The 22,154-nt window shown below is 67.7% G+C and carries 28 protein-coding genes; 6 read left to right on the top strand and 22 right to left on the bottom strand.

Annotation, left to right across the window (positions count from 1 at the left end; translation table 11 throughout):
* Nucleotides 1-83 precede the first annotated feature (83 nt).
* Entirely contained in the window at nt 84-620 is a 537-nt protein-coding gene (locus tag ITJ66_RS02470) for a GrpB family protein (RefSeq protein ID WP_194643197.1), read from the top strand.
* A gap of 28 nt (nt 621-648) precedes the next feature.
* On the opposite strand, the gene ITJ66_RS02465 is transcribed toward ITJ66_RS02470, so the two are convergent.
* The gene (locus ITJ66_RS02465) at nt 649-1,035 is read right to left on the bottom strand and encodes a hypothetical protein (protein WP_194643195.1); all 387 of its coding nucleotides are present in this window, start codon (nt 1,033-1,035) and stop codon (nt 649-651) included.
* A gap of 96 nt (nt 1,036-1,131) precedes the next feature.
* Nucleotides 1,132-1,668: a phosphoribosyltransferase family protein gene (locus ITJ66_RS02460; RefSeq protein WP_194643193.1), complete on the bottom strand. Its 537-nt coding sequence runs from the start codon at nt 1,666-1,668 to the stop codon at nt 1,132-1,134.
* A gap of 96 nt (nt 1,669-1,764) precedes the next feature.
* Between ITJ66_RS02460 and ITJ66_RS02455 the strand changes: the two genes are divergently transcribed.
* Complete coding sequence (locus ITJ66_RS02455; protein WP_194643191.1) at nt 1,765-2,013, top strand: hypothetical protein; 249 nt, start codon at nt 1,765-1,767, stop codon at nt 2,011-2,013.
* Nucleotides 2,010-2,246 (top strand): hypothetical protein, encoded by a 237-nt coding sequence (locus ITJ66_RS02450; RefSeq protein WP_194643189.1) that lies wholly within the window; start codon nt 2,010-2,012, stop codon nt 2,244-2,246. Before ITJ66_RS02455 ends, ITJ66_RS02450 begins: the two co-directional genes overlap by 4 nt.
* On the opposite strand, the gene ITJ66_RS02445 is transcribed toward ITJ66_RS02450, so the two are convergent.
* The 3 genes from ITJ66_RS02445 to ITJ66_RS02435 all read right to left on the bottom strand — a co-directional run bounded on the left by ITJ66_RS02445 (nt 2,243) and on the right by ITJ66_RS02435 (nt 4,069).
* Nucleotides 2,243-2,404, bottom strand: coding sequence for a hypothetical protein (locus ITJ66_RS02445; protein WP_194643187.1), 162 nt, complete (start codon nt 2,402-2,404; stop codon nt 2,243-2,245). The two genes, ITJ66_RS02450 and ITJ66_RS02445, sit on opposite strands and share 4 nt — an antisense overlap.
* Nucleotides 2,405-2,511: 107 nt before the next feature.
* Nucleotides 2,512-3,249: a DUF4145 domain-containing protein gene (locus ITJ66_RS02440; protein WP_194643184.1), complete on the bottom strand. Its 738-nt coding sequence runs from the start codon at nt 3,247-3,249 to the stop codon at nt 2,512-2,514.
* A 121-nt stretch (nt 3,250-3,370) separates the two neighbouring features.
* Entirely contained in the window at nt 3,371-4,069 is a 699-nt protein-coding gene (locus ITJ66_RS02435) for a hypothetical protein (protein WP_194643182.1), read from the bottom strand.
* Nucleotides 4,070-4,141: 72 nt separating this feature from the next.
* On the opposite strand from ITJ66_RS02435, the gene ITJ66_RS02430 reads away from it, so the two are divergent.
* Both ITJ66_RS02430 and ITJ66_RS02425 read left to right on the top strand, forming a co-directional pair.
* Nucleotides 4,142-4,729, top strand: a complete 588-nt coding sequence (locus tag ITJ66_RS02430; protein WP_194643180.1) for a hypothetical protein — start codon at nt 4,142-4,144, stop codon at nt 4,727-4,729.
* 116 nt (nt 4,730-4,845) lie between these two features.
* A complete protein-coding gene (locus tag ITJ66_RS02425; protein WP_194643178.1) occupies nt 4,846-5,031 on the top strand; it encodes a hypothetical protein in 186 nt (61 codons plus the stop codon).
* Between the two features lie 94 nt (nt 5,032-5,125).
* On the opposite strand, the gene ITJ66_RS02420 is transcribed toward ITJ66_RS02425, so the two are convergent.
* The 12 genes from ITJ66_RS02420 to ITJ66_RS02365 all read right to left on the bottom strand — a co-directional run bounded on the left by ITJ66_RS02420 (nt 5,126) and on the right by ITJ66_RS02365 (nt 14,061).
* Nucleotides 5,126-5,626 carry a hypothetical protein gene (locus ITJ66_RS02420; RefSeq protein WP_194643176.1) on the bottom strand — a complete coding sequence of 167 codons (501 nt, stop codon included), beginning with the start codon at nt 5,624-5,626 and terminating at the stop codon, nt 5,126-5,128.
* 103 nt (nt 5,627-5,729) lie between these two features.
* Nucleotides 5,730-6,332, bottom strand: coding sequence for a hypothetical protein (locus ITJ66_RS02415; RefSeq protein WP_194643174.1), 603 nt, complete (start codon nt 6,330-6,332; stop codon nt 5,730-5,732).
* Entirely contained in the window at nt 6,329-6,529 is a 201-nt protein-coding gene (locus ITJ66_RS02410; RefSeq protein ID WP_194643172.1) for a type II toxin-antitoxin system HicA family toxin, read from the bottom strand. Before ITJ66_RS02410 ends, ITJ66_RS02415 begins: the two co-directional genes overlap by 4 nt.
* Before the next feature lie 108 nt (nt 6,530-6,637).
* A complete protein-coding gene (locus ITJ66_RS02405; RefSeq protein WP_194643170.1) occupies nt 6,638-6,901 on the bottom strand; it encodes a hypothetical protein in 264 nt (87 codons plus the stop codon).
* Nucleotides 6,902-7,309: 408 nt separating this feature from the next.
* On the bottom strand, nt 7,310-8,047 hold the full coding sequence (locus ITJ66_RS02400; RefSeq protein WP_194643168.1) for a TetR/AcrR family transcriptional regulator: 738 nt from the start codon (nt 8,045-8,047) through the stop codon (nt 7,310-7,312).
* A 104-nt stretch (nt 8,048-8,151) separates the two neighbouring features.
* Nucleotides 8,152-8,619 (bottom strand): hypothetical protein, encoded by a 468-nt coding sequence (locus tag ITJ66_RS02395; RefSeq protein WP_194643167.1) that lies wholly within the window; start codon nt 8,617-8,619, stop codon nt 8,152-8,154.
* Between the two features lie 267 nt (nt 8,620-8,886).
* Complete coding sequence (locus ITJ66_RS02390; RefSeq protein WP_085511227.1) at nt 8,887-9,276, bottom strand: hypothetical protein; 390 nt, start codon at nt 9,274-9,276, stop codon at nt 8,887-8,889.
* 102 nt (nt 9,277-9,378) lie between these two features.
* Nucleotides 9,379-10,377 (bottom strand): alpha/beta fold hydrolase, encoded by a 999-nt coding sequence (locus ITJ66_RS02385; protein ID WP_194643165.1) that lies wholly within the window; start codon nt 10,375-10,377, stop codon nt 9,379-9,381.
* Nucleotides 10,378-10,382: 5 nt separating this feature from the next.
* A complete protein-coding gene (gene glnT / locus ITJ66_RS02380; RefSeq protein ID WP_064295821.1) occupies nt 10,383-11,744 on the bottom strand; it encodes a type III glutamate--ammonia ligase in 1,362 nt (453 codons plus the stop codon).
* 191 nt (nt 11,745-11,935) lie between these two features.
* Entirely contained in the window at nt 11,936-12,982 is a 1,047-nt protein-coding gene (locus ITJ66_RS02375; RefSeq protein WP_191940106.1) for an NAD(P)-dependent alcohol dehydrogenase, read from the bottom strand.
* Between the two features lie 143 nt (nt 12,983-13,125).
* Nucleotides 13,126-13,659, bottom strand: coding sequence for an AAA family ATPase (locus ITJ66_RS02370; RefSeq protein WP_194643163.1), 534 nt, complete (start codon nt 13,657-13,659; stop codon nt 13,126-13,128).
* 33 nt (nt 13,660-13,692) lie between these two features.
* Entirely contained in the window at nt 13,693-14,061 is a 369-nt protein-coding gene (locus ITJ66_RS02365; protein ID WP_194643161.1) for a VOC family protein, read from the bottom strand.
* A 63-nt stretch (nt 14,062-14,124) separates the two neighbouring features.
* On the opposite strand from ITJ66_RS02365, the gene ITJ66_RS02360 reads away from it, so the two are divergent.
* A complete protein-coding gene (locus ITJ66_RS02360; protein WP_137242711.1) occupies nt 14,125-14,571 on the top strand; it encodes a MarR family winged helix-turn-helix transcriptional regulator in 447 nt (148 codons plus the stop codon).
* An 8-nt stretch (nt 14,572-14,579) separates the two neighbouring features.
* On the opposite strand, the gene ITJ66_RS02355 is transcribed toward ITJ66_RS02360, so the two are convergent.
* From ITJ66_RS02355 to ITJ66_RS02335, 5 genes are all read right to left on the bottom strand, one after another.
* On the bottom strand, nt 14,580-15,710 hold the full coding sequence (locus tag ITJ66_RS02355; protein WP_194643159.1) for an epoxide hydrolase family protein: 1,131 nt from the start codon (nt 15,708-15,710) through the stop codon (nt 14,580-14,582).
* Nucleotides 15,711-15,759: 49 nt separating this feature from the next.
* Complete coding sequence (locus ITJ66_RS02350) at nt 15,760-17,040, bottom strand: alpha/beta fold hydrolase (RefSeq protein ID WP_194643157.1); 1,281 nt, start codon at nt 17,038-17,040, stop codon at nt 15,760-15,762.
* Between the two features lie 395 nt (nt 17,041-17,435).
* The gene (locus tag ITJ66_RS02345) at nt 17,436-18,404 is read right to left on the bottom strand and encodes an NAD(P)-dependent oxidoreductase (protein WP_086472705.1); all 969 of its coding nucleotides are present in this window, start codon (nt 18,402-18,404) and stop codon (nt 17,436-17,438) included.
* Nucleotides 18,401-21,079 (bottom strand): alpha/beta fold hydrolase, encoded by a 2,679-nt coding sequence (locus ITJ66_RS02340; protein WP_370582544.1) that lies wholly within the window; start codon nt 21,077-21,079, stop codon nt 18,401-18,403. The genes ITJ66_RS02345 and ITJ66_RS02340 overlap by 4 nt, the downstream gene beginning before the upstream one ends.
* Nucleotides 21,073-22,059 (bottom strand): 3-oxoacyl-ACP synthase III, encoded by a 987-nt coding sequence (locus ITJ66_RS02335; RefSeq protein ID WP_194718740.1) that lies wholly within the window; start codon nt 22,057-22,059, stop codon nt 21,073-21,075. Before ITJ66_RS02335 ends, ITJ66_RS02340 begins: the two co-directional genes overlap by 7 nt.
* Between the last annotated feature and the right edge of the window lie 95 nt (nt 22,060-22,154).

The following is a 22,154-nucleotide window of genomic DNA, read 5'->3' as shown; positions in this document are numbered from 1 at the left end:
ATGCAGTATCGAATCCGTTTCGTGTTCGTTACGGGTTCGCGTGTCAGGTCCGGACGGGTTTCGCCCCTCGGCAGACTTGAAAGATGGACGACGTCGACGTTGAGTGGTTCGATCAGCCGATCGAGGAAGCGGTCGAGATCCACGACGCATCCGACGATTGGGCCGACATGGGCAGGCACTGGGAAGACCTGCTCAAGGACTCGCTCCACCCCCTCCCCGCCCACGTCGATCACGTCGGCTCGACCGCGGTCCCCGGTCTTGCCGCCAAACCGGTCATCGACATGCAGATCCAAGTGCCGGACATCGCAGATGAACCCGCCTACCTACCCGCCCTGGAAGAGCTAGGGATGGTTCTCCGCGCTCGCGGTGCGAACTTCCGCTTCCTGCGACCGCCCGCGGGACGCCCACGGAATGTGCACATCCACGTCTGCGGAATGGACTCGGTCTGGGCCGAGGAACACCTCGCCTTCCGAGACGCTCTTCGAGGGAATCCTGGCCTGGCACGCGAGTACGAGCGCATCAAACGAGGATTGGCAACGACCGTTTCGGAACGCGCCGACTACAACCGCGGCAAGGAGTCGTTCATCCGAGAGGTCGTCGCGAGGCACACATCTCCCTGACCCGAAACTCGACGCAGGGAGATGTGCGTCACAGAGGCCAGTCGTCGGGGTACCGGAACGGAACGGCGACGATCTGCACGTCGTCCTCATAGGTGAGGCGGCCCGGCGTCATCGTTCGGAGCTCGCCCCAGGGGATGTCGTATCGATCGAGGAGTGCGAGATAGCCGCCGGTGAGAGTGAGGAGATCGATAGCCGTCTCCCTGAACCACGATCGTGCGCCAGAGTGTTCGTAACTGCCCGGCGAGACGAGGGATGGGTTCGCGTATGCGGCATTCAGCCGATCGTTGCTTTGACGCCACCATGCCGCGTCCTTCCCCGACAGCCGCCCGGTGTCATGCAGCCCGTTCGCCATGGCGAACACACCGGGGAAGCGGCCGTTTCGATTCGGAACGGCACTCTGGAAGCGAACGAACATTCCTCGACTGTATGCGGGAGCACGAGTGCACCGGCAGGAGTGTCCAGCCTTCTGGTCGGGCGCGGAGAGCGTCTCTCTGCGATCGGCCGAAGCTGATCATGGGAGATCGGCACCCGTCACGAGCGAGTGGATCGGCGGAAGCCGGTGCCGCGCAGTGTCACGTGCCTCATCGACGATGGTGACCACTGACACGACCTCGGCCCCACCTTCCTTCGCGAGCTCCGCGACCGCCAGAGCCTGGCTTCCTGTTTCCACCCAGTCATCGACCAGAACGAGTCGAGCCCCAGGCTGCAGGTGATCACGGCGCATCGACAGCGTGCGTTGCTGCCCTCGGTAGTCGACCTCGGTCCACCTGCTGATCAACGAGCCGGGGAACATGGCTCCATCCTTTCTGACGGCCACGAACCCGATGCCCAAGGCGACCGCCACTGCTGGCGCCAGAACGAAACCGCGTGACTCGATACCCGCGATGTAGTCCGGCCGGTCGCGCCCGGCAATATCAGCCAGTGCCTTGACGATCGCGCTGAGCGCCGCGTGATCCTGCAGCATGCTCCACACGTCCGCATCGCCATCGATCCACCGGAAATGCTCCAACGCGTGCCACCGCCCCTGCCCCACCACGTCGCGCGTCATGAAACAACGGTATCGAGGCCGAGACCGGACAGGCGAAGCACAAGCGCGCAGCGTTCTCTCGCTGCGCGCTTGTCAGGCGCAGCATAGGCTGCTCGCATGGTCAAGGCGAACGATCCCCAGTACCGGACGCCACGGCTGATTCTGGGATGGACGTGGGCGACCCTCGGTGTCGTGCAACTCGCGTTCAGGTTGCCCGCCGGCGCTGACAGTCAGGGCTATCTGTTCGGGGTCATCCTGGGTGCCGCGCAGATCGTCCTCGGCGCGGTTGTATTGATCCAGGCGTGGCGGCTCCCGAAACGCCCACACATCGACGCAGCCCGGACCGACGCCGGAGACGGGCGATGACCCGCTCCCGCAAGCTGTGGCTCGTGGCGGCCGTCCTCTTCTTGGCGCTCGTGGCCGTGCAGCTGTGGATCATCGTCTCGAACTGGTCCTGGACGAGTCGAGACTGGTTCCAGATCGTGCTCGCACTGGTGCAGGTCTCGCTCGCGCTGACCGTCATCACGTCGAGCCTGCGGTCGGGACGTCGGGACGGCCAGGTGCATACCCGACCCGACGACGAGCCGCCGACGAGTTAGCCGACAGCGAGGTCCAGCGCGAGGGCGTCGCGCTCCACGTCGGCGAACGCCGCGCGGTCGAGGAGGAGGCTATGCACGGTCGCGGCGTGCGCAATGTCATCTTCCGAGCCCGCGCCGGTGTCGGCTGCGTCCTGAGCCGTCTCCGCGGAGACCGACACGCAGCAACCGCCGCGGCGCCCGCACCAGCGGCTCCGAGCTTCACCCGAGCGCCCGGGGGCAGGTCACAGACCCTCCCAGGCGCTCCCCGATCCGTCGAATCGACTACTCAGGCTTTGTAGGCTTTCTCCTCAGCAGACTTCCGCACCCCTGCCGGGATCATCGCGTACAGAGCTGCCGCCTTCGCAGGCTGCGTTACGAGCTCCTCAACGAGGGCGTTCATAGCACCGAGCATAGGCTCGGCAACGTCAGCGTCGGACCCCTCGAGGAACAGAGCCACCAGCTCCTGACCGTCGTCGCCGTGCAGGGTCGTGTTCCCGACGTACCTGATGGTCGTGAGCAGCTGCCACAGTGACTCGCCAATCCTGTTCTTCAACGCCGCGATGAGATCATCGAGGCGATCCTTTGGCGAAGCGTCCGCCTCCTCGCGTAGCAGTCGTTCGAGCGCCGCGCGTGCCAGCGCCGCAGACGCGCGTCGGGAGAGCGGGAAGACGGCCCGGGCCTCCTCGTAGAGCTCGGCAGCCGAGGCAGGCATGTCCGGATGCGGCGCCTGGAGCGTCGATGTCATCGGATAGATCACCTGATCGTTCCGCCACACCGTGGACGCGTTACACGACAGACAGAGGCTCGCCTTCCATTCCGACTGCCTCCCCTCGAAACCGATGGAGAACCGTCCCCCGTCGAACACGAATGAACCTGCGTCGTCGCTGAATTCTTCAGACCTGGTCCCCCCTTGGGGCATCGCAAGCCGAACACGCAATTCTTCCCACACGTGATGGCTGTACGAGGCGCACCGGAGGCAGTTGAACCGGTCGAGGTCCACCCGCGGCGAGATAGTGGTCGGCATGGCGAGAGCCTAGCGAACCCGAACACAGCGTGAGCCCTCGGCCGCTTCGATGGCTCAGATGGGAGCGCCCGGCTGCTACCCGGGAGCGCGCAGATTCGACCTCTGCCGTGTCAGCAGTGGATCAAGAGCCACCTGCTGTGATGGCCGCGATGTGGTAACCCGCGGCGATGGCTGGCCCCGAACCCATGAACGACGTGAAGACGTTCTCGGCCATACGAGACGCGGTGGCTCGCCAGCTATCCTTGTTCGCTGTCGACTGCCCCGCCGCCGCCCAGAGCGAGACCCACAGTCGGTCGGCGGCAACACGATAGTCGAAGTTATCCAGAATCGTTTCCTCGTCAAGCGAGGTGCGCAGGTCATCTAGGAGCTTGAACATGTAGTTCTTCAGCCCGTCGGTGATTGACGTGTCGCTCTGCAGGAGCGCGAGAGCATCATCCACAACCGAGCGCAGGCCCGCGACGGCCTCATCGGGCAGAGGCGGTTCCTCATAGTCGAGCATGTCGGCGAAAGTTTCCAGATGATCGAGATGGGGCGCGACGAACACGGCATTCGCGTCAGATCCGCCAGTCCAGGCGGCAGGCACGTTCAAGGCCATCAGCACCCACTGGTGGTAGGACTTCCTGTACACCCGCAGCGGTCTGCGCTGCTCCATCTCGGTCAGAGATCGGTCGATGGACGAGAGCAGTTCGAAGACCTCCAGCTGCATCTCCATACCCGCCCCAGAAGAGAGCTTGCGTACGGCGCGCGCTTCGATGTTCGACCCGTACCGCGCCGCCCAATCCTTATAGATCTCAAGCAGTCGACGGGCGGCGTTCTCCATGCCGTGAGCCTACCGACAAGAGCCATCGAATACCCACACCCTGGATGAGGCCAGGAGCCGGACGAGGAAACCATGACGCAGGAAACGGATCCAGCTCAGAGCGCCGCCGGGGTCGCTGAGCAGGCGGCCACACGTGCGGCGAACTCGCTGACGCTCCGGAAGCTGCGCGTCTCCTACGACGACATCGCGAAGCAGATTGGTTACGCGAACCGGTCGGGTGCGTACGAGGTGGTTCGGAAGGCGCTTCAGGACATCACGCGGGAGCCCGCGAAGGAGCTGATCGAGCTGGAGCTCGACACCCTCGACATGATGCAGTCGTCACTCGCGAAGCGCATCATGGCCGGCGACAACATCTCCTTCAACACGGGGCTGAAGATCATGGGCCAGCGGGCGAAGCTCACCGGCCTGTACGAGGCATCCGAAGACACGAGCAGCCTCGCTGAGATCAGGGCCACACTCCTCGGGTTCAAGCAGGGTCTTGGGGAGGCGGACCTCGGCGATGGCAGCAACGACAGCGGTCCCCACGCTCCCCACGTCGATGAACCCGAAGCAGGCGCGGTCGGTCCGAGACTGCACCGGCACGGTCAACCTGCGGGAGGGGTCGATCCGGTCGGGGAAGACCTACTCGTCGATCCTCGCCTGGCTGATCTTCGTCGCTGACGCCCCGGCATCGAGGTCGCCGCGGAGTTCCCGTCCGAGTCGCAGGTCGACGACGAGAAGGAAGCCCGGGTCATCGGCCTCCTCAACGCCCCCGATCGATCAGCCTCGAGACGAAGGTGCGCCACGCGAACCCCGAGTGGCACGACGTCCGCATCGGGGAAGAGGTCACAGCTATCCGGATCGAGGAGAACCTCCGGAAGCCGCTGCGGCTCAGCCGAGACGACCTGGACGACGACGAACTTGAAGCCGACGACCGGAAGCGCGCCGAGGAAGAGCGCGCCGGGCGAGAGGCCGCAGCGTGACATACGACGGAGCGATGTGGCTGATGGCCGGCGCGATCGTCGCCTTCGTCCTCATGCTCGCGGGGGTGGTCGCGCTGAACCCGCGCCACCAGCCCTAACGGCTCCGCTCATCTGAGACGCGATCGAATAACTGCACCCGTTGGTATCGTCGTCGACCACGATCCGTCCAGCTCACGATCGCGGTGCAGCCCGACCAGTCCCTCTCATCCAGCAGCTTGTCCGTCCCTGCGTACTGAACAACGAGCGAACCGCCGCCCACCAGCGGCCCCTGCCCGAGGAACTCCGCACCAATCTTCTTCGCGCCGCCAGTGACGATCACGACAGGAAGCATGACCGTGGCATTGCCCCCGTTGTAGAGCGTCCACTCCACGACATGGCCTGAGTAGGTGTTCTGCATATGAGTCGTCGAGACCTTGCGCTTGGACCGGACGAGCGACATAACTACCGTCTTCGCGTCCGCGCGGTTCCGGTACGCGACCACTGAAGTCACCCCTGTGAATAGCAGCGCGAATACAGACACTATGAGCGCCGCGATCGGCACCCATTCAGGCACCCCGCCGACGGGGACGGCAACGGGCAGGGGTGACGGGGTCATCTCGCGAGCTTACAGATCCACGAAACCGTCTGCGCTAGGCCATGTTGAGCGACCGGACATCGTGACGCACGAAGCGATAGCCGAGATGGCCATCGCCGCCTACTCACGCTCGCTGGGCGGTGTGTTGTTCGCTGGCGGACTCGTCATCGGCGCGCGCAGTGCGATCGAGCGCATCTCGCAGGCGGTCCAGAGCCTCGTTCGCTTGCGTGAGGATGATCTCCACCTCAGAGTTCGGGCGGCCGGCGCACTCGCGCACATTGAGAGCGTGCGTGTACGCGGACCAGGACACACCAGGCAACGGAGACTCGAGGCGCTCCCTGTAAGCACTGTTCACGAGCTGACTGACGCGCTGATGCGAAACACCGAGCACGACACCGACATCTCGCATGGGAACGTCGGCGCCAACTAACTCGGCGGCGAGCCCTGCGGTCTCGACGAGCGCGCAGGATTCAAGCCAAGCCGCCGTCTTGCGTTCCCCCTGAATGCGAGCGACCCGATCAGCGATGTCCGAGACACCGTTCGCTTCGAGCACTCGGAGCTCTACGCTCACATTGTCAAGGGCTTCGTCTGTGCTGGCTGCCACGAACTCGCGCGCCATCAACTCAGCCTCGCCGAGATGTCGCGCCTGGGTGAGCCCGTCAATCCCGTCAACGCGGATCATCCACCATTTGCCGTCTCGTGTTGCCGTCGCTGAATAACTGGTCATTTGCTCTCCTCGATCGCCTTGTCGATCTGCCGAACTACCCCCGGGGAAATGGCCTTGTGGCCTTCCGGGATCGACACTGAGTCGACTCCGTTGGGCGCGTACCACTTCCGGTGGCTACCCACCATGTTGGGTGCTGGCGTGAAGCCTGCCTTGCGCAGCTTCTTCAGCATGATCCGGGTGGGTTGTTCGCTAACCATGAATATAGTCTAGTTTGCTAGACACTTTCCTGCTAGCGCACTAGACAAATCTGAACCCCCAGAGAGAGGGGCATGCTGCGCTGGCCCGACCGGCCCCGTGGCATTGCCTCAGCTCTCGTCCTTCCAGGCTTCGAAGACGGTGACCCGGGAGGTTCGCCACTTCCCGTTGGGACCACGCCAGGGTGCCTGCGCCGTTGCGCCGTTGAGATCGATCGAGGATCGCGGCGGACCTCCGGACTCGGCTCCCTGCCCCTCCATGGGGAGCGACGAGACAGGCGCCGCCTTCACCGTCTCGTTGCTTAACAGTCGATCGATGGTGCGAGACTCGTAGGTTCGACGATCGGCGAGAGTCAGAACGATCTCCGACGCCATGACGGTGCCCTCACCCCGGTTGGACAGCGTCTAGGTCTCGACGTATGTGGTGTAACGTGCCGAAGGTCGTCATATGAACCTCTTTCGACCGAGTGAGCGCGAGCCAGACCGACTGCTTGTCGGCGCGGTTCCGTTAGTTCACCCACGAGTTGACCGCAGACAAGCCGAGCGCGAGCACGGAGATCACGAACGCTGTAGTCGGTAGCCAATCCATCTGGCGAGCCTAGCGACCGGCCGCGGAAGCTTCGAGATCGGGGACGACGCGTTCAGCCGGATCGTGACCTGATGCGTGCCACCAGACTGACGCTCGCCGCCCTGTCGACCGCAGCCGTCGCCGTCGCCGTCTGCCCCGTGATGCAGGCGCTAACCCTCATCAGGACGAGCCTGCGGTCCCGACCCGACGACGAGTTAGCCGACAGCGAGGTCCAGCGCGAGGGCGTCGCGCTCGACGTCGGCGAGCGCAGCGCGGTCGACCAACAGGCTGTGGAGGGTGGCGGAGGCGGTGCGTCGCGCGAAGGCCCTGATGCTGTCCGTCCCGCTCGCACCCTCGGCGGCCTCGACCGGCGGGTACTGGGCGGCGATGTCGCCGGAACCGTACCGGTAGGCCTTCTGCATGCCCTCGTTGGCGTGGAGTGCGGCCGCTGCCGCCCACTCCGGCGTCTCGCTGCCGCCGAGGACGAGGGTCCCCTGCTCGACGCCGTCGCGGATGAGTCCGGCGATGAACGTGAACAGCGTGCGGTAGTCGTCCCAGAACGACGCGAGGTCGTCAGGATGCTCCGCCGCGAGCCGCTCGATCTCGTTGTAGTCGAAGGGCGCCTCGCAGATCGCGATGCCGTCCTCGTAGAGGACGCGGTAGAGCTTCGCGGGAACATCAGCCTCGATCGAACCGAGGGCCTCCGCGGCGCCGACCGACTGGCGGTTCGAGGCGGCGGTCGCCCGCAGCACCTCGCGCTTGTTCGCGAACCAGTAGTAAAGCGAGGACTGCTTCATCCCGCACGCCTCGGCCAGCATCGTCATGCTCGTGCGCTCGTACCCGCGCTCCGCGAACAGCCTGGTCGCGACCTGGATGATCTCCTCACGAGGATCCTCGGCGGCGATCCCGCTCGCGCGAGGACGACCGGGCGATGCTCCTGTGCGGCCGGCCATCGATCACCACTCCCTGCTCGCGGACACCTCCGCCAATCCTACGGGCGGGCGGCTCGACGGCCTTGAACACTCACGATCGTCCCATCGGATGGGACGTGGTGACACTAGGCGATGGTCAGGTTGTGGAGGCGCAACACTCTCAGAAGATCTGGGGACTGCAGGTGAAGGACATCGATGTCGATGTTGTCCAGCCTCGCGCTCGTGATGCCATCATCCGCCTGTTCGAAGATGGCCCAGAGCACGATGTCCGCTCCATGGCGGGATCCGAATTGGATGCCGTCGAACGGTCCGCCATCGCTGGCGTCTCGCCCGAGAATGAAACGGCCCACGCGCTGGGTGAGCGCACGAGGCTGGCTGTTCTGCAGCGCTGAGCTGTCGAAGTCGCTCAGGCCGAACTCCTGGATGGCCATTGCAGCGAACGAGTCGCGTAGAGCTGCGATCGTTCGAGAGTTCGCCACGTCGCAGTAGCGACCGGCGAGGTCTGCGCGACCCACCCTGCGGTTACTGAACCAGGAGGCGTCGACCGTTCCTGCATCGACGGTGGGATAGAGCTCGTCGTCGCTGTCACTCACCTCTATTGCGGCCATGGCCGCGACAACTGCTGGGTCCGGCCGAAACCTGGCCAGGATCTCGACGAGGCAGCCATACAGGGAGCCCCCCCCCCGCATAGAGCGTTCGATAGGAGCCGTCCTCTGAGTCCCATCTCCCCGTGAACCGACCTCCGTTGGCGAGGCTCCAATCGGTCCAAGCCCATGGGTCGGGTCCGTAACCGACTCTGAAAACCGTTCCTGGGCTGTCGCGAAAGACGAATCGAGGTCCTGACTCAGACTCAGCTGGCACTAGCCCACCGCGGTGAATGCTCGTGCGGCTGCAATCACCCGCGGGCCGACCTCTTCGATGTCGCCTTCGCGGATCAGGCGAGCCGGTGACTCGTCATCGAGCTGAGGATTCAGCCCTTGAAACCAAGACTGCGCGATACGCGGGTGGTCACGTTCAATGAGGATGCCGGCAACCTGGAGTGCGGTCCGGAGGCGCAACTCGGTGGCAGCAGACGGAACACGTGTTCCCTCCGCCCACTGCCGAACGGCTCGGGTCTCGCGCACATTGCCAAGGTAGGCGAGCAGCTGGGCTCCGAGGATTCCACGGAGGTCCTCGACCAGTTCAGGCACTTCCGCACGGATCGATCGCTGGAACGCGCCCAGACCAGGAGTCGAGTTCGTGATCGTCATGCTCCGAGTTTAGCGCTTTACCAGCTTGAATCACACCCACAATCACACATCTCGCACCTTATCCGTTCTCGGCGAGAGTGACCACGCAGATCCAGCGGCGGCTCACCTCTCGGCCAGCAGCTCCCGCATGGCCGCCTCGATCACGGCCGTCTCGGCGGCACGCATGCCAGGCCGCCCCGCGACATGACCGAGGTCGGACTCGATGATCCGCACCTCGCTCCGACGCATCATCGCCGACTCCAGGACGTTGTCCTCGACGGTGAAGTAGAGGTCGGTCGACGACGGCATGACGATGCTCCGCGCGCTCACGCCCCCGAGCGCCTCGGCCAAACCGCCCTCGACCCCTCGCCCGGGATCCGCCCGCTGCCAGGTGCGCAGCATCGCGAGCAGGTCGTTCGCGTCCCACCGCTCGTGGTCGGCCGCCCAGCCCTCGAGGAGGTCGGCGACGTCGGCGTACCCGAGCTCTCGGTAGGTCCCGTCGCGGAAGAACGCCTGCGAGTAGGCCCACCCCGCATACACCGTCCCGAATGCGCGGAGTCCGGCCTGCGGCGGTGTCGTGTAGCGGCCGCCATCGAAGGCCGGATCTGCCCGGAGCGCCGCCTCGACACCCGCCAGGAAGACGGCGTTGTGGGGGGAACACCGCGCGGCACCGGCGACGGGGAGGAACGCGTCGACGAACTCCGGGTACCGCACCGCCCACTCGTACGCCTGCAGCGCGCCCATCGACCAGCCGGCGATCAGCCGCCAGCGGTGGACACCGAGGTGCTCGGCGAGCTGCCGTTGCGCACGGACGTCGTCGCCGATCGAGACCTCGGGGAACGCGGCACCGCGCACCTCCTCAGCCGCGTTCGACGGCGACGTCGAGACGCCGTTGCCGAACAGGTTCACCGAGACGATGAACCAGCGGGCCGGGTCGAGCGCCCGGCCCGACCCGATCCACGGCTCGTAGCTCGCGTGCGTCCCGGTGTAGTAGCTCGGGAGCAGGACGGCGTTGTCGCCGTCGGCGTTCAGCGCGCCCTGCGTCGTGTACGCGAGCCGCGCCTCCGGGAGGTCCGCGCCGGACTCCAGTGCGAACCTCCCGAGGTCGAGGACCTGGTGCATCGGGATCAGAAGAACTTCAGGTAGCGAGCGGTCTCCCAGTCCGACACGTGCGCCTGGTACTCGTTCCACTCCTGGCGCTTGTAGTCGATGAACGCGTCGTACATCGCCTCGCCGAACACGGCACGCGACAGCGAGTCGGTGGCGAACTCGTCGACCGCCTCGCCGAGGCTGCGCGGCAGCATGCCGATGCCGAGCTGCGCGACCTGCGCCTCGGTGTAGTCGTACATGTTCTCGGTGTGCGGCGCTCCCGGGTCGAGGTCCTCACGGATGCCCTCGAGGCCTGCGGCGAGGATGAGCGCCGCCCCGAGGTACGGGTTGCAGCTGATGTCGGCCGCCCGGCACTCCACGCGCCCGCCCTGGAGCGGCACGCGGAGCATGTTCGTCCGGTTGTTGTTGCCGTAGCTCACGAAGACCGGCGCCCAGGTGGAACCCGACATGCTGCCCTGACGCACGAGCCGCTTGTAGCTGTTGACCGTCGGCGCGATGACCGCCGAGAGTGCCGGCGCGTGCTTGAGGACACCGGCGATGAACTTGTAGCCGAGCTCCGAGATGCCGCAACCACGCGGGTCGTCATCGGTCTCGAAGAGGTTCTCGCCGGTCTCGATGTCGGCGAGCGACATGTTGAAGTGCGCACCCGACCCGCTCCGGTCGGCGAACGGCTTCGGCATGAAGGTCGCGAAGTAGCCGTGCTTGCGGACGATCTCGTTGGCCATCAGCCGGAAGAACACGGCGCGGTCGGCCATGGTGAGCGCGTCGGAGTAGTTGAAGTCGATCTCGAACTGCCCCGGGGCGTCCTCGTGGTCGAACGAGTACACGCCCCAGCCCATCTCGGTCATCGCCTCGACCAGCTCGGTGAGCCAATCGAGGTTGTCGAGCGCGGCGGTCGCCGTGTAGCAGGGCTTCGCGAGGTCGTCGCGGTCGCTGACCTCGGTCACGCCCTCCGGGGTGTCCTTGAGGACGAAGAACTCGGTCTCGATCCCGAGGTTGAAGGTGAAGCCCATCTCGGCCGCGGCATCGAGCTGGCGCTTGAGGATGTTGCGCGACGCCGCCTCGAACGGCTCGCCCTTCGTGTAGAGGTCGCTCGCGAAGAAGGCGACGTCCTTCCGCCACGGCAACTGCACGGCGCTGTCGAGGTCGGGACGGGCGGAGAGCTCCTCGTCGCTGATCGCCTGCGGGAGGCCGTCGAGCGCGGCCCCCGTGAAGAGCTCCGATCCCCCGGCCATGCGCTCGAGGTGCGACAGCGGTACGAACTTGGTCTTGATGCTGCCGTGCATGTCCACGAAGCTCGCCATCGCGTACTTGACGCCGGCCTCCTGCAGGCGAGCGCGGACGGACTCCACGGTGGTAACGGTCTCGACGACGGTCATGGGATGCTCCTCCGGTTGCGTCGCTGCCCTCGCCGCGACTCATTTCGATACTGTATTGAAAGTATGCGCGGGTGGAGTTTCGATGCAGTGTCGAAAGTGTTTCCGGGGTGTGAACCCTGCGCCGAGGTGCACTGGAACGCAGAACCGGCGCCCGCCGCGAGTGCGACGGACGCCGGTTTCGGGAGTCGTGGTTACGGAACGATGACCGCGCGACCGCGGATCGTGCCCGCGTGCAGATCCTCGTAGGCCTTCGGGGCGTCGTCGAGCGAGTACGGCTGCACCTCGACGTCGACCTTGCCCGCCTTCGCGAGCTCGAAGACCTCGATGAGCTCGCTCCGCGAACCCCAGTACGGCACCCGGACGGCGGCGTCGTAGGCGATCGACCCGAAGCCGATGGTCGCCGATCCGCCGCCGATGCCCACGATCGTCACGTCCGCCTCCATGGCGGCGACCGCGGTGGCCGTGGCGATCGTCGGGTTGGCGCCGACGAAGTCGAACACCGCGTCGACCCCGACGCCACCGGTCAGCTCGCGGATCTTGCCCGCGGCCGACTCGTCGCTGATGAGCGTGACGTCGGCGCCGACGTGCTTCGCCAGCTCGAGCTTCTCGTCGCTCACGTCGAGGACGATGACCGTCGCGCCGGAGAGCGCCTTGAGCATCTGGATGCCGACGTGACCGAGGCCACCGGATCCGATGACGACGGCGAAGGTGCCGGCACCGAGCTTCGGCAGGCTGCGCTTGATCGCATGGTACGGCGTGAGACCGGCGTCGGTGAGCGACACGTTCTTCACGGGGTCGAGGTCGCCGATCGGCACCAGGTGACGCACGTCGTCGACGATCATGTACTCGGCCATCGAACCCTGGCTGCCGAGTCCGGGAGGACGGATCCCCTCGGCGACGGCGTTCGTGCAGTAGTTCTCCTTGCCCTGCGAGCAGTTCAGGCAGTGACCACAGCCCCACGGTCCGTAGACGGCGACCGCGTCGCCGATCTGCAGGCTCGTCTCGACACCCTCACCGAACGACTCGATGACGCCGGCGCCCTCGTGTCCGAGCGTGAGCGGCAGCGGGTACTGCTGCGCGAGGTAGTCCTCCTCGGGGAGGCTCATGACGTAGTCGTCGGAGTGGCAGACACCGGCGGCGGTGACCTTCAGGAGGATCTCACCCGGCCCCGGTGTCGGCTTCTCGATCTCGACGACCTCGGGGGCCGAGCCGATCTTCGTGTACCGCAGTGCCTTCATGGTGGGACATCCTCCTCGAGCGTCGGAACCGCACGCCGCAGTCGCTCACTAAGCGACGTGTGTCAGATAAGTCTGACCGTTCCAGTATGCGCCTCGATCCGGCGGCCGGCACCCCGTTGACAGCGCTCTGGCACCGACACCCGTCAGCGCGGCTCCCAGGCCAGCACGACCTCGAGGAGCTCAGCTCGCGACAGCCCGCTGTCGACCTGGAGGACCGGCTGCGGCAGGGTCACGAGCCAGGCCTCGTGCGACGCCCGACTCCGGCCGTCGAACGCAGGGTCGTCGTAGCCGCTCGCCCATTCACGGAACTCCCGCCACGCACGGTCGTCATGCGGTTCGCCGGCCCGCCGCTCGATCTCTCGGGCCTCCAGACGCCGCAGCCGCTCCGCCGGATCGAGGGTCACGAAGACGATCGCGTCGCATTCGGCGACGATCTCGTCACCCCAGCCGGGCATCGAGCCCGACAGGACCCAGGCCTCGCGCGGTACGAACAGCTCGCGCATGAGTTGCACCCGCTCCGCGTCAGAACGCTTGGTGACATAGGGCGGGTCGGTCGGCACCCAGAAGTAGTCGTCGGCGTCGGCGTGCGGGACGGACCAGTGGTCGGCGAGCGCCCGCCCGAGCGTGGTCACGCCACTGCCACTCGCACCCATCACGTGCACTCTCGATCGTCGCATCCGTCCATTCTGACCGGTCGGACGCGGACGAGCTCAGGCGTGGTCGTGGAGGGTCAGCTGGTAGCCGTCCGGGTCGGCGAAGGTGAAGGTGCGACCGAACGGGCCGTCGATCGGCGCCGAGACGATCGTGTGGCCGTCGGCGACGAGGGCGTCGTGGATCTCCTGGACGTCCGTGGCGTGCAGCCAGATCGCCGCGCCGATCCCAGGCTGGGGTGCGGAGGCGAGATCGGTTCCGGGGACGATGTCGCGCAGGGCGAAGGCGGTCGGCGACGTCTCGAAGACGACCGCGTGCGGCGGGCCGGCCTGCGAGCGGACGAGGCCGAGGTACTGCTCATAGAAGGCCTGCGAGGCGTCGAGGTCGGTGACCTGGAGGGAGATGAAGTCCGGTCCGGTGACGGGCATGATGTGCGTCCATTTGTGTCGTGTCAGTTATCTGACACACTCAGCCTATGTCAGAATACTGACATGAGTCAAGACGGGATCGAACTGGACACCTCGCTGGGGTACCTCCTGAAGGAGGCGTCGAGCGCGCTCCGCTCAGCGATGGAGGCGGTGTTGCGACCACTCGGCATGACGATCACGCACTACTCCTGCCTCGAACTCCTCGCCCAGCGACCTGGGCTGTCGAACTCCGACCTCGCCCGCGGCGCCTTCGTCACCCGCCAGTCGATGAACGTGCTCCTGCAGGCACTCGAGCGCGATGGCTTCGTCAGCCGCCCCGAGCAGGCTCCCGTCGGCAAGGCGCTGCCGACCCGGCTCACGCCGCTCGGTCGTGAGCACCTCGCGCAGGCGACCGCCGCCGTGCGATCGGTCGAGGTCAGGATGCTGAGCGGCCTGACCGCCGATCAGCAGCGGGAGGCACTCGTCGTCCTGCGCAGCATGATCCGATCACTTCGCGACGACGAGCGCTGAGGCAGCCATCACTCGGTGATGGGAAGCGTCTCCACGAACGCCTGGATCCGGTCCGCAACCGTGACCGGCACCTGCCAGGCCGTGAAGTGCGCCCCGCGATCCAGTTCCGTCCAGCTCCGGATGTCGCTGTACGCCCTCGCCGCGTAGGAGCGCGGGAGTCCGCGTTCGCCCGTCTGCACGGCGACGGCCACGGGCACCTCGATTAGCGGGAGTTCGGGCTGCTTCGGGTGGTCGCGATACGGCCGGAACGATGATCCGATGCTCTGCGTGAACCAGTACAGCGAGACCGTGGTGAGCAGCTCGTCGTCGGTCCACCAGATGCCGTCGCCCGCCCAGGCGAGGAGCTTCTCCGCAATCCATGCGGCGAGGCCTACCGGCGAGTCGTTCAGGGCCGTCGCGAGGATCTCGGGCCTGGTGCCCTGCACCCGCGCATAGGCGAGACCGCGAGCCCACTCCTGGTCGTGTCGATGGAGCCAGTCCTGCTCCTCGGCGGTGAGGTCGCGCGCTCGGGACGCAGACGGGAAGGCGGCGTGCGTCGCGAACTGGCCGATGACCGATTCGGGATACAGGGCCGCGAGCCAGTCGCTCGTCGTCGACCCGACGTCCTCGCCGTAGGTGAGGTAGCTCGCGTGCCCCAGCACCTCGGTCATGAGTGCGTGCATGAGTTCGGCGACCACCGGGCCGGTGAACGGCCGGTCCGCGAGGGGTGCTGAGAACCCGTACCCGGGCAGGGAGGGGACGACGACCTCGAAGCCGAGCGTCCGGCCGTCGCCGAGGTCGACCGTGCGTCCTGCGAGTTCCTTCGCCAGCGGCAGCATCTCGATGAAGGAGTACGGCCAGCCGTGGAACGCGATCACCGGGACCGTCACCGTGACGCCGTCCGGCGCCATCAGCCGCGCGACATGCAGCCGCTGCCCGTCGACCTCCGCCTCGAACTGCGGCACATCCTGAAGTTCGCGTTCGATGCGCCGCCAATCGAAGCCGTCCCGCCAGTGGTCGACGAGCGCCCGCAACCGGTCGAGCGAGAGGGCGCTCTCCTCGCCGGCGTCGCCGATTGCGGCGGGGAGGCGAACCGCGTCGAGACGCCGCCGCAGGTCCTCGAGGTCGGCATCGGGCACCTGGATCCGGAACGAACGCATGCGCTCAACGCTAGAGCAGACGTCCGACAGGGGTGGCGAGTCGGATCAGCTAGCGCACCAGCGTGCGCATCCAGCCCCGCAGATCGGAGAGGGCCGTGAGGGCGATGGTGGCGTGATCGGCGTCGAGGTAGACGTGTGAGGTGACCGTCGCGCCGGCCTGCTCCTGCGCGGCGACGTAAGCGGCGGTCACGGTAGGCCGGATGAGCGTGTCCTTCGCCCCCTGTGCGACGAAGAGCGGCACGGTGATCCGCTCGGTCGGCGTGTTCTCCTGCAGGAGCTCGCTCCACACGGGAGCCGTCGCCGGGTCCGCCGTCAGGAACGATCCGATCATCGGGTCGGCGATGTCGTGCAGCTCCTTGTTCTGCCCGAGGAGGCACAGTTTCGCCATCTGGGGCACCGCTACCACCCCGGCCGGGGAGAGGATGGTGCTCAGCGGGTCCGTCGGTAGCCGGTCGGCGTAGGCCTCCGCATACGCGTTGAAGGCGTAGGCCCCGATCGTGACACCGGAGACGTCGCGGATGTCGTCCTGAAGGAGTGCCGCCAGGTCGCTCGCCGGAGCCGCCACCGCGACGCCCCGCACGTCGAGCTCGGGCGCGTAGGTGGCGGCACGCTGCGCCGCGAACAAGGCCGCGTGTCCGCCCTGCGAGTGCCCCCACAGCACGACGCGGTCACTGGCGCCGATGCCCTCGACGTGCTGCGCGGCACGGGCGATGTCGAGGACGTTCGCCGCCTCGGTCGCGCCGATGAGGAATGACGCCGGGCCGGGGATCCCCATCCCCGCGTAGTCGGTGGCGACGACGACGTTGCCGTCCGCGAGCAGGTCGGTGAGTCCCTCGATGAGCGCGAACGGTGCGATACCACTCGATGGAGCACAATGCGGTGCGGTCCCGGTCGTCGGGTGCGCCCAGGACACGACCGTCCGGGTCCCGGCCGCCACCTGTCCACTCGGCGCGACGATGATACCGGAGACGAGGATGTCGGCGCCCTCGACATCGGTCGAGTGATAGACGACCCGCAGCGCCGTGGCACCGTCTGGCGCACCGACGACGGGCTCGCTCCGCACGATCGTGCCTGGAGGTGCTGCGGTCGAGGCCGGTGTGGGCGTGGCGGAGCCGTAGAAGCCCTCCACCGAGGACTCGACCGCCGCGCCCTCCCCCACACGCACGCCGAAGTCGAGCAGACGCGCGACGGCGGGTGCCGCCACGATGAACGCGACCAATGCCGCGACGCCGATGATCCGGCCGACGATCCGACGACGGCGCGTGGCCGCGTGCTCACTCGGTGCACCGTCTTCCGCGGTACCAGGCTCGGAGTCGCGTTGCGCCGCCATGACTCACACGGTAGACCGTGGATCAGGCGGGCGCGACGCCGAGATTCCACTGATGACACCGCCCGTCGCGACCGGTAGCATCGCCGGTACCGGGCTCCCTCGCCCGGTTGTGGCCCAGACCCCGCCGCCGCTTGAGCCGGCACCCGAATGTCTGGATCGCAGCGGCGGGGCTGGGTTCCGGTACCGAGGTTCGGATAGCCATCTTGCGAACGGACCGAGCATTCCGCCGAAACGACCGGATTCAGCGCGTAACATGATCTGTACCGGGCTCCCTCGCCCGGTTGTGGCCCAGACCCCGCCGCCGCTTGAGCCGGCATTCGGGTGTCTGGAACGTTGCGGCGGGTCTGGTTCTGAGTATCAGTGACCGACTGCAGGACACCTGCCCGGTGTCTGATTCAGGCGCGGTAGTGCGCCGCCAGGCGCTCGAGGCCCTCGTCGATCGAGACCGCCGGCGTCCAGTGCAAGGCCGCGCGGGTCTGGCGCTGGTCGAACCAGTGGGCGGTCGACAGCTGCTCCGCGAGGAAGCGCGTCATCGGCGGCTCATCGGCGCCGGGGCGGATGCTCCACAGGCGCTCGACGAGCCCACCGGCAGCTCGGGCGACACCGGCGGGGACGCTGAAGGCGGGCGGCTTCACGCCGGCAGCACGGCAGATGCCTGCCAGCAGCTCGCCGACCGGACGCGGCTCGCCGTTGGTCACCACGAACGCACGACCGTGTGCCGTCTCGGCGTGTTCGAGCGCCGCCGCGATTGCCGACGCTGCGTTCGCGACGTACGTGCTGTCGATGAGGGCGGTGCCGTCGTCGAGCAGCGGCAGGCGGCCGCGGCGGGCGCGGTCCACGATGCGCTCGACGAGCTGCGGGTCACCCGGACCCCAGACGAGGTGCGGCCGCACGACGACGACCGCGAAGCCGCGACGGTCCCGCGCGAGGGCGTGCAGTTCGCCCTGCGCCTTCGTCCGCGCGTACTCCCCGCGTGCTGCGTCCGGGTCGGCCGGTTCCGCACCGACACCCACGAGCGCCGAGCCACCGTGCGCGACGGACGGCGAGGAGATGTGGACGAACCGTGAGACACCCGCGGTCTCGGCCGCGTCGAGGACGACCTCGGCCCCGGTGACGTTGACCCGCTCGAACTCCGCCGGATCACCCGCCAACGAGACCTTCGCGGCCAAATGCACGACCGCGTCGACACCGTCCATCGCCGACTCGACGACGGCTGCGTCGGTGATGGATCCCCGCACCTCCTCGACGTCGGCGAGCGCGGATGGCCCACGCTGCAACACCCGGACGCGATGTCCACCGCGGAGCAGCTCGAGGGCGACCTCGCGGCCGAGCATGCCGCTCGCGCCGGTGACGAGGACCGTCACGGGGTGCTCAGCCGTTCACCGGCCAGGATGCCTTCCGCCCACACCGACAGGCGGGTGCGGTCGATCTTGGAGTTGTGGCGGATGTCCGTCGGCAGCTCGGGTACGACGAACACCGCGACGAGCGGCTGCGGTGAAGCGTCGCGCACCTGTGCTGCGAGCTGGGCCTCGGCGAGCTGGACCCGCTTCGTGCCCGTGGTCGTCTCGACGATCGCGACGCACTGGCGGAGACCCTCGGGACCGACGCCCACGACGGCGGCGCGGCGAACGAGCGGCACCGTCTCGATCGCCTGCTCCGGTCCGACCGGAGCGATCGGTCCGTCCTGGGTCGCGATCACGTGCGGCAGACGGCCCTCGATCCAGAGGCGGCCGTCGGTGTCGAGATGCCCGACATCGCCGGTGCGGTGCCAGCGTCCGTCATCGGCGACGTCGCGGACGGCGGCCCGGTCGGTCAGCCAGAGGCGGTCGTACTGCGACTTGAGGTGCTCGGCCGAGATGATGACCTCGCCGAGGCGGTCCGCGTCCTGCGTCGGCGCACCCGTGGCGCGTCCGGCCTCGTCGAGTGGGCTGATGCACACGTCGACGCCGCCGATGGGCGTCCCGACGCACACCCCCGTGTGCTCGGTGTCCTCGTCGGGCAGCGTGTCGAGGGTGATGTCCGAGACGAGCAGGCACTCGGTCATGCCGTACACCGCGTGTGCAGACGCGTTGGGCAGGACACCCACGAGTGCCGTGAGGAGCTGTCGGCTGACGGGCGCGCCCGTCGAGAGCACGGTCCTGACGCCCTGGAGCGCCTGACGGTCCGTACTGTCGAGCGCGTCGGCCGTCGCGACCACGTTCAGGATGGCCGCCGGCGAGAGGAACACGATGTCGGCATCCGTCTCCTCCACGGCCGCAGCGACCGCTCGAGCGGTGAGCGTCCGGGGCGCCGAGATGTCCATCTCCGGCGTCGAGGAACGGGCTCCGAGCGCCGGGCCGAGGAGCGCGAACGGCGCGAACCCGGTGACGAGCCCCGAATCGGCGGTGATCGCGAAGTGTTCCGAGAGGACGTCACGCAAGGACGACAGCTGCGCGTGGGTGTACTTCACGCCCTTCGCCGGGCCGGTCGATCCCGAGGTGTAGAGGATCGCCGCGAGGTCGGTCGGGCCGGGTTCGCTGGGCAGCTCGGGCGTCGTACGGGCGTCGAGCAGGTCCTTGAGGCTGTGCGAGACGCCGAGGGCCGTCGCAGTCGCGCCGGGGAGGCGGGCCGCGGAGATCTTCACACCCGGCCAGCCGAGTGCACGCGCGGCGGCGAGGCCCTTGGTCTCGCCGATGACGTAGGCGGGCCACGCGCCTCGGACCGCGCGGTGGAGGCCTTTGACGCCGAGGCCGGCATCGGCGACGACCACGACCGCGCCGATGCGCAGGCAGGCGTAGATGACGGCGGTGAGCGTGGCGCCAGGCGTGACGAGCAGCGAGACGCGGTCGCCGCGCCGGACACCGATGCGGTGCAGACCGGCGGCCAGGCGTGTCACGCGGTCGTCGAGTTGCCGCCAGCTGACGCGACGGGCCGCACCCGAACCGCGCTGTTCGACGATCGCATCGCTGTCGTCGGTGCGCCGCTCGTCCAGTCGCCGCCAGAGCGGTTCGAAGTCCGGCTGCTCGGTCGCAGCGGCGGCGGACTCCATCGGAGCCGCATCGACGGGCGCGCCCTGCGGCAGCCGGTCGTCGAGCCAGGTGAGCAGCGACTCCGCGACCGGGGCGTCCTCGATGACGAGGTGGCCCGCGCCGGCGAAGCGGTGGACCTCGGCGTGCGGGAGGCGGTCGGCGAGGTCGTCGAGGTAGCGGTCGCTGAAGATCGGGTCGCGCGGACCCCACAGCATGACCGCCGGGACGCGGAGCTGGGCGACGTCGTCGGCGAGGCGCTCGAGACGCGGGAAGCTGACATGCTCCGCGGTCGCCGGGATGTCGGCGACGAACGCGCCGATGCCGCGACGGCGCGCGGGCGCGGAGTACGGGCTGCGGTACGCGTCGCGGACGTCGCGGTCGAGCGGCGGGGAGGCGAGCGACAACGTCGTGTCGAGGAAGGCGGTCGTCTGGACCGAGCCGGCACCGAGCATGCCGCGAGCGCCGGCGAGCCGCAGTGGCGCGGGGATCGGGGTGCCCTCGGGGTGGTGCACGGCCGTGTTGAGCAGCATCGACCCGACGAGGAGCTCCGGGTGCTCGGTGGCCCAGCCGAGGGAGATGACGCCGCCCCAGTCGTGACCGAGGGTGACGACGGGACCGGTGAGGCCGAGCGCGTCGGAGAAGGCTGCGAGGTCGGCGATCCGCTGTTCGAGGGTGCGGGTGACCTCGGTCCGCTCCGACCAGCCCATCTCGAGCTGGTCGACGGCGACGACGCGCCAGGCGGTCCCGCCGGCCTGGGCCTGCTCGACGGACCGGGTGATGAGCGAGCGCCAGAGGTACGACCAGGTCGGGTTGCCGTGGACGGCGAGGATGGTGCCGACCGGTTCGACACCGGCGTCGCTGAGCGCGTCGGCGGTGTCGAGGTAGTGCCAGTTCCTCGTCACACCGTCGTCGGCCAGTCGACCGGGGACGTCGAGGCGGTGCGAGTACCGCGCGGGCAGGCCCGGCAGACCGGCGGCGCGCACGCCCATGGTCCGCAGGCCGACGTTCGCGGCGACCGTGCCCGCTACCACGCGAGTTCCATGAGGCCGGTGTTCAACCCCGAGCCGACGCCCATGAGGAGGACGCGGTCGCCCTTGTTCAGCGTCGACTGCTGGTCGGCGAGGGTGATCGGGATGGAGGCCGGCCCGACGTTGCCGAGGTAGGGATAGGTGACCGGCACACGGCTGCGGTCGAGCGAGGCGGCCTTCACCATGGAGTCCGTGTGGATGGACGACACCTGGTGGGTGATGTAGCGGTCCATCTTCGACCAGCGCCACGAGTCGCCGGCGGCTTCCTTCCAGGCGGAGACGACGAGGTCGAGCCCGCCCTTGAGAAGCGCTCGGGCGTCGGTGAACATGCCGTCGACGCTGCCGACGCAGAGGTGGTTGAACTCCGTCGCCGCGCGGGTGACGCCGCCGAGGATGCGGTGCCCCTCGGGGTGACGGTCGGCCGGCCCGATGACGGCGGCGGCGGCCCCGGAGCCGAGGGTGAGGGAGGCGAACTCGCTCATGAAGTCGTCGCGATCGATGGTGCTGCCGCTGAGGCGCTCGATCGTGTTGGCGTGCACCTCACTCGCGTCCTCGCCGTTGACGATGAGCGCGTACTCGATCTGGCCGGACTCGATCATCGCGGCCGCCATGGTCATGCCGGTCACGAAGCCGAGACAGGCGTTGGCGATGTCGAAGTTGATGGCCGAGCTCGGCAGGCCGAGGCCGTCGTGGATGCGGACGGCGACGGAGGGCTCGAGGTGCTGCCGCGTCACCGAGGTGTTGATCATGAGCCCGATCTGCGAGGGCGAGATGCCGGCCTCGGCGAGCGCACGGCGACCGGCCGACACCGTGGCGTCGTCCGAGTTCTCGCCGGGTCCCCAGTGTCGTCGCTCGACCACACCGGCGACGCGTCGCAGGATGCCCTTCGGGAGGCGGGCGCGTTTCATCGCGGCCGCGAGGCCCTCTTCGATCTCGACCGAGGTCACCACTGCGGACGGCAGCGTGCTCGCCACCGACAACATGGCCACATTGTCGAATCGGGTAGTTGCGTTTCCGGTCACGATTCCTCCGTGCCTCTGACCAGGCAGTCTTGACCGCCAGCGTCTGACGGTACTCC

It is taken from the genome of Plantibacter sp. VKM Ac-2885, assembly GCF_015351205.1.
GTDB lineage: Bacteria > Actinomycetota > Actinomycetes > Actinomycetales > Microbacteriaceae > Plantibacter > Plantibacter auratus.
This window is presented reverse-complemented; position numbering and strand designations above follow the sequence as displayed.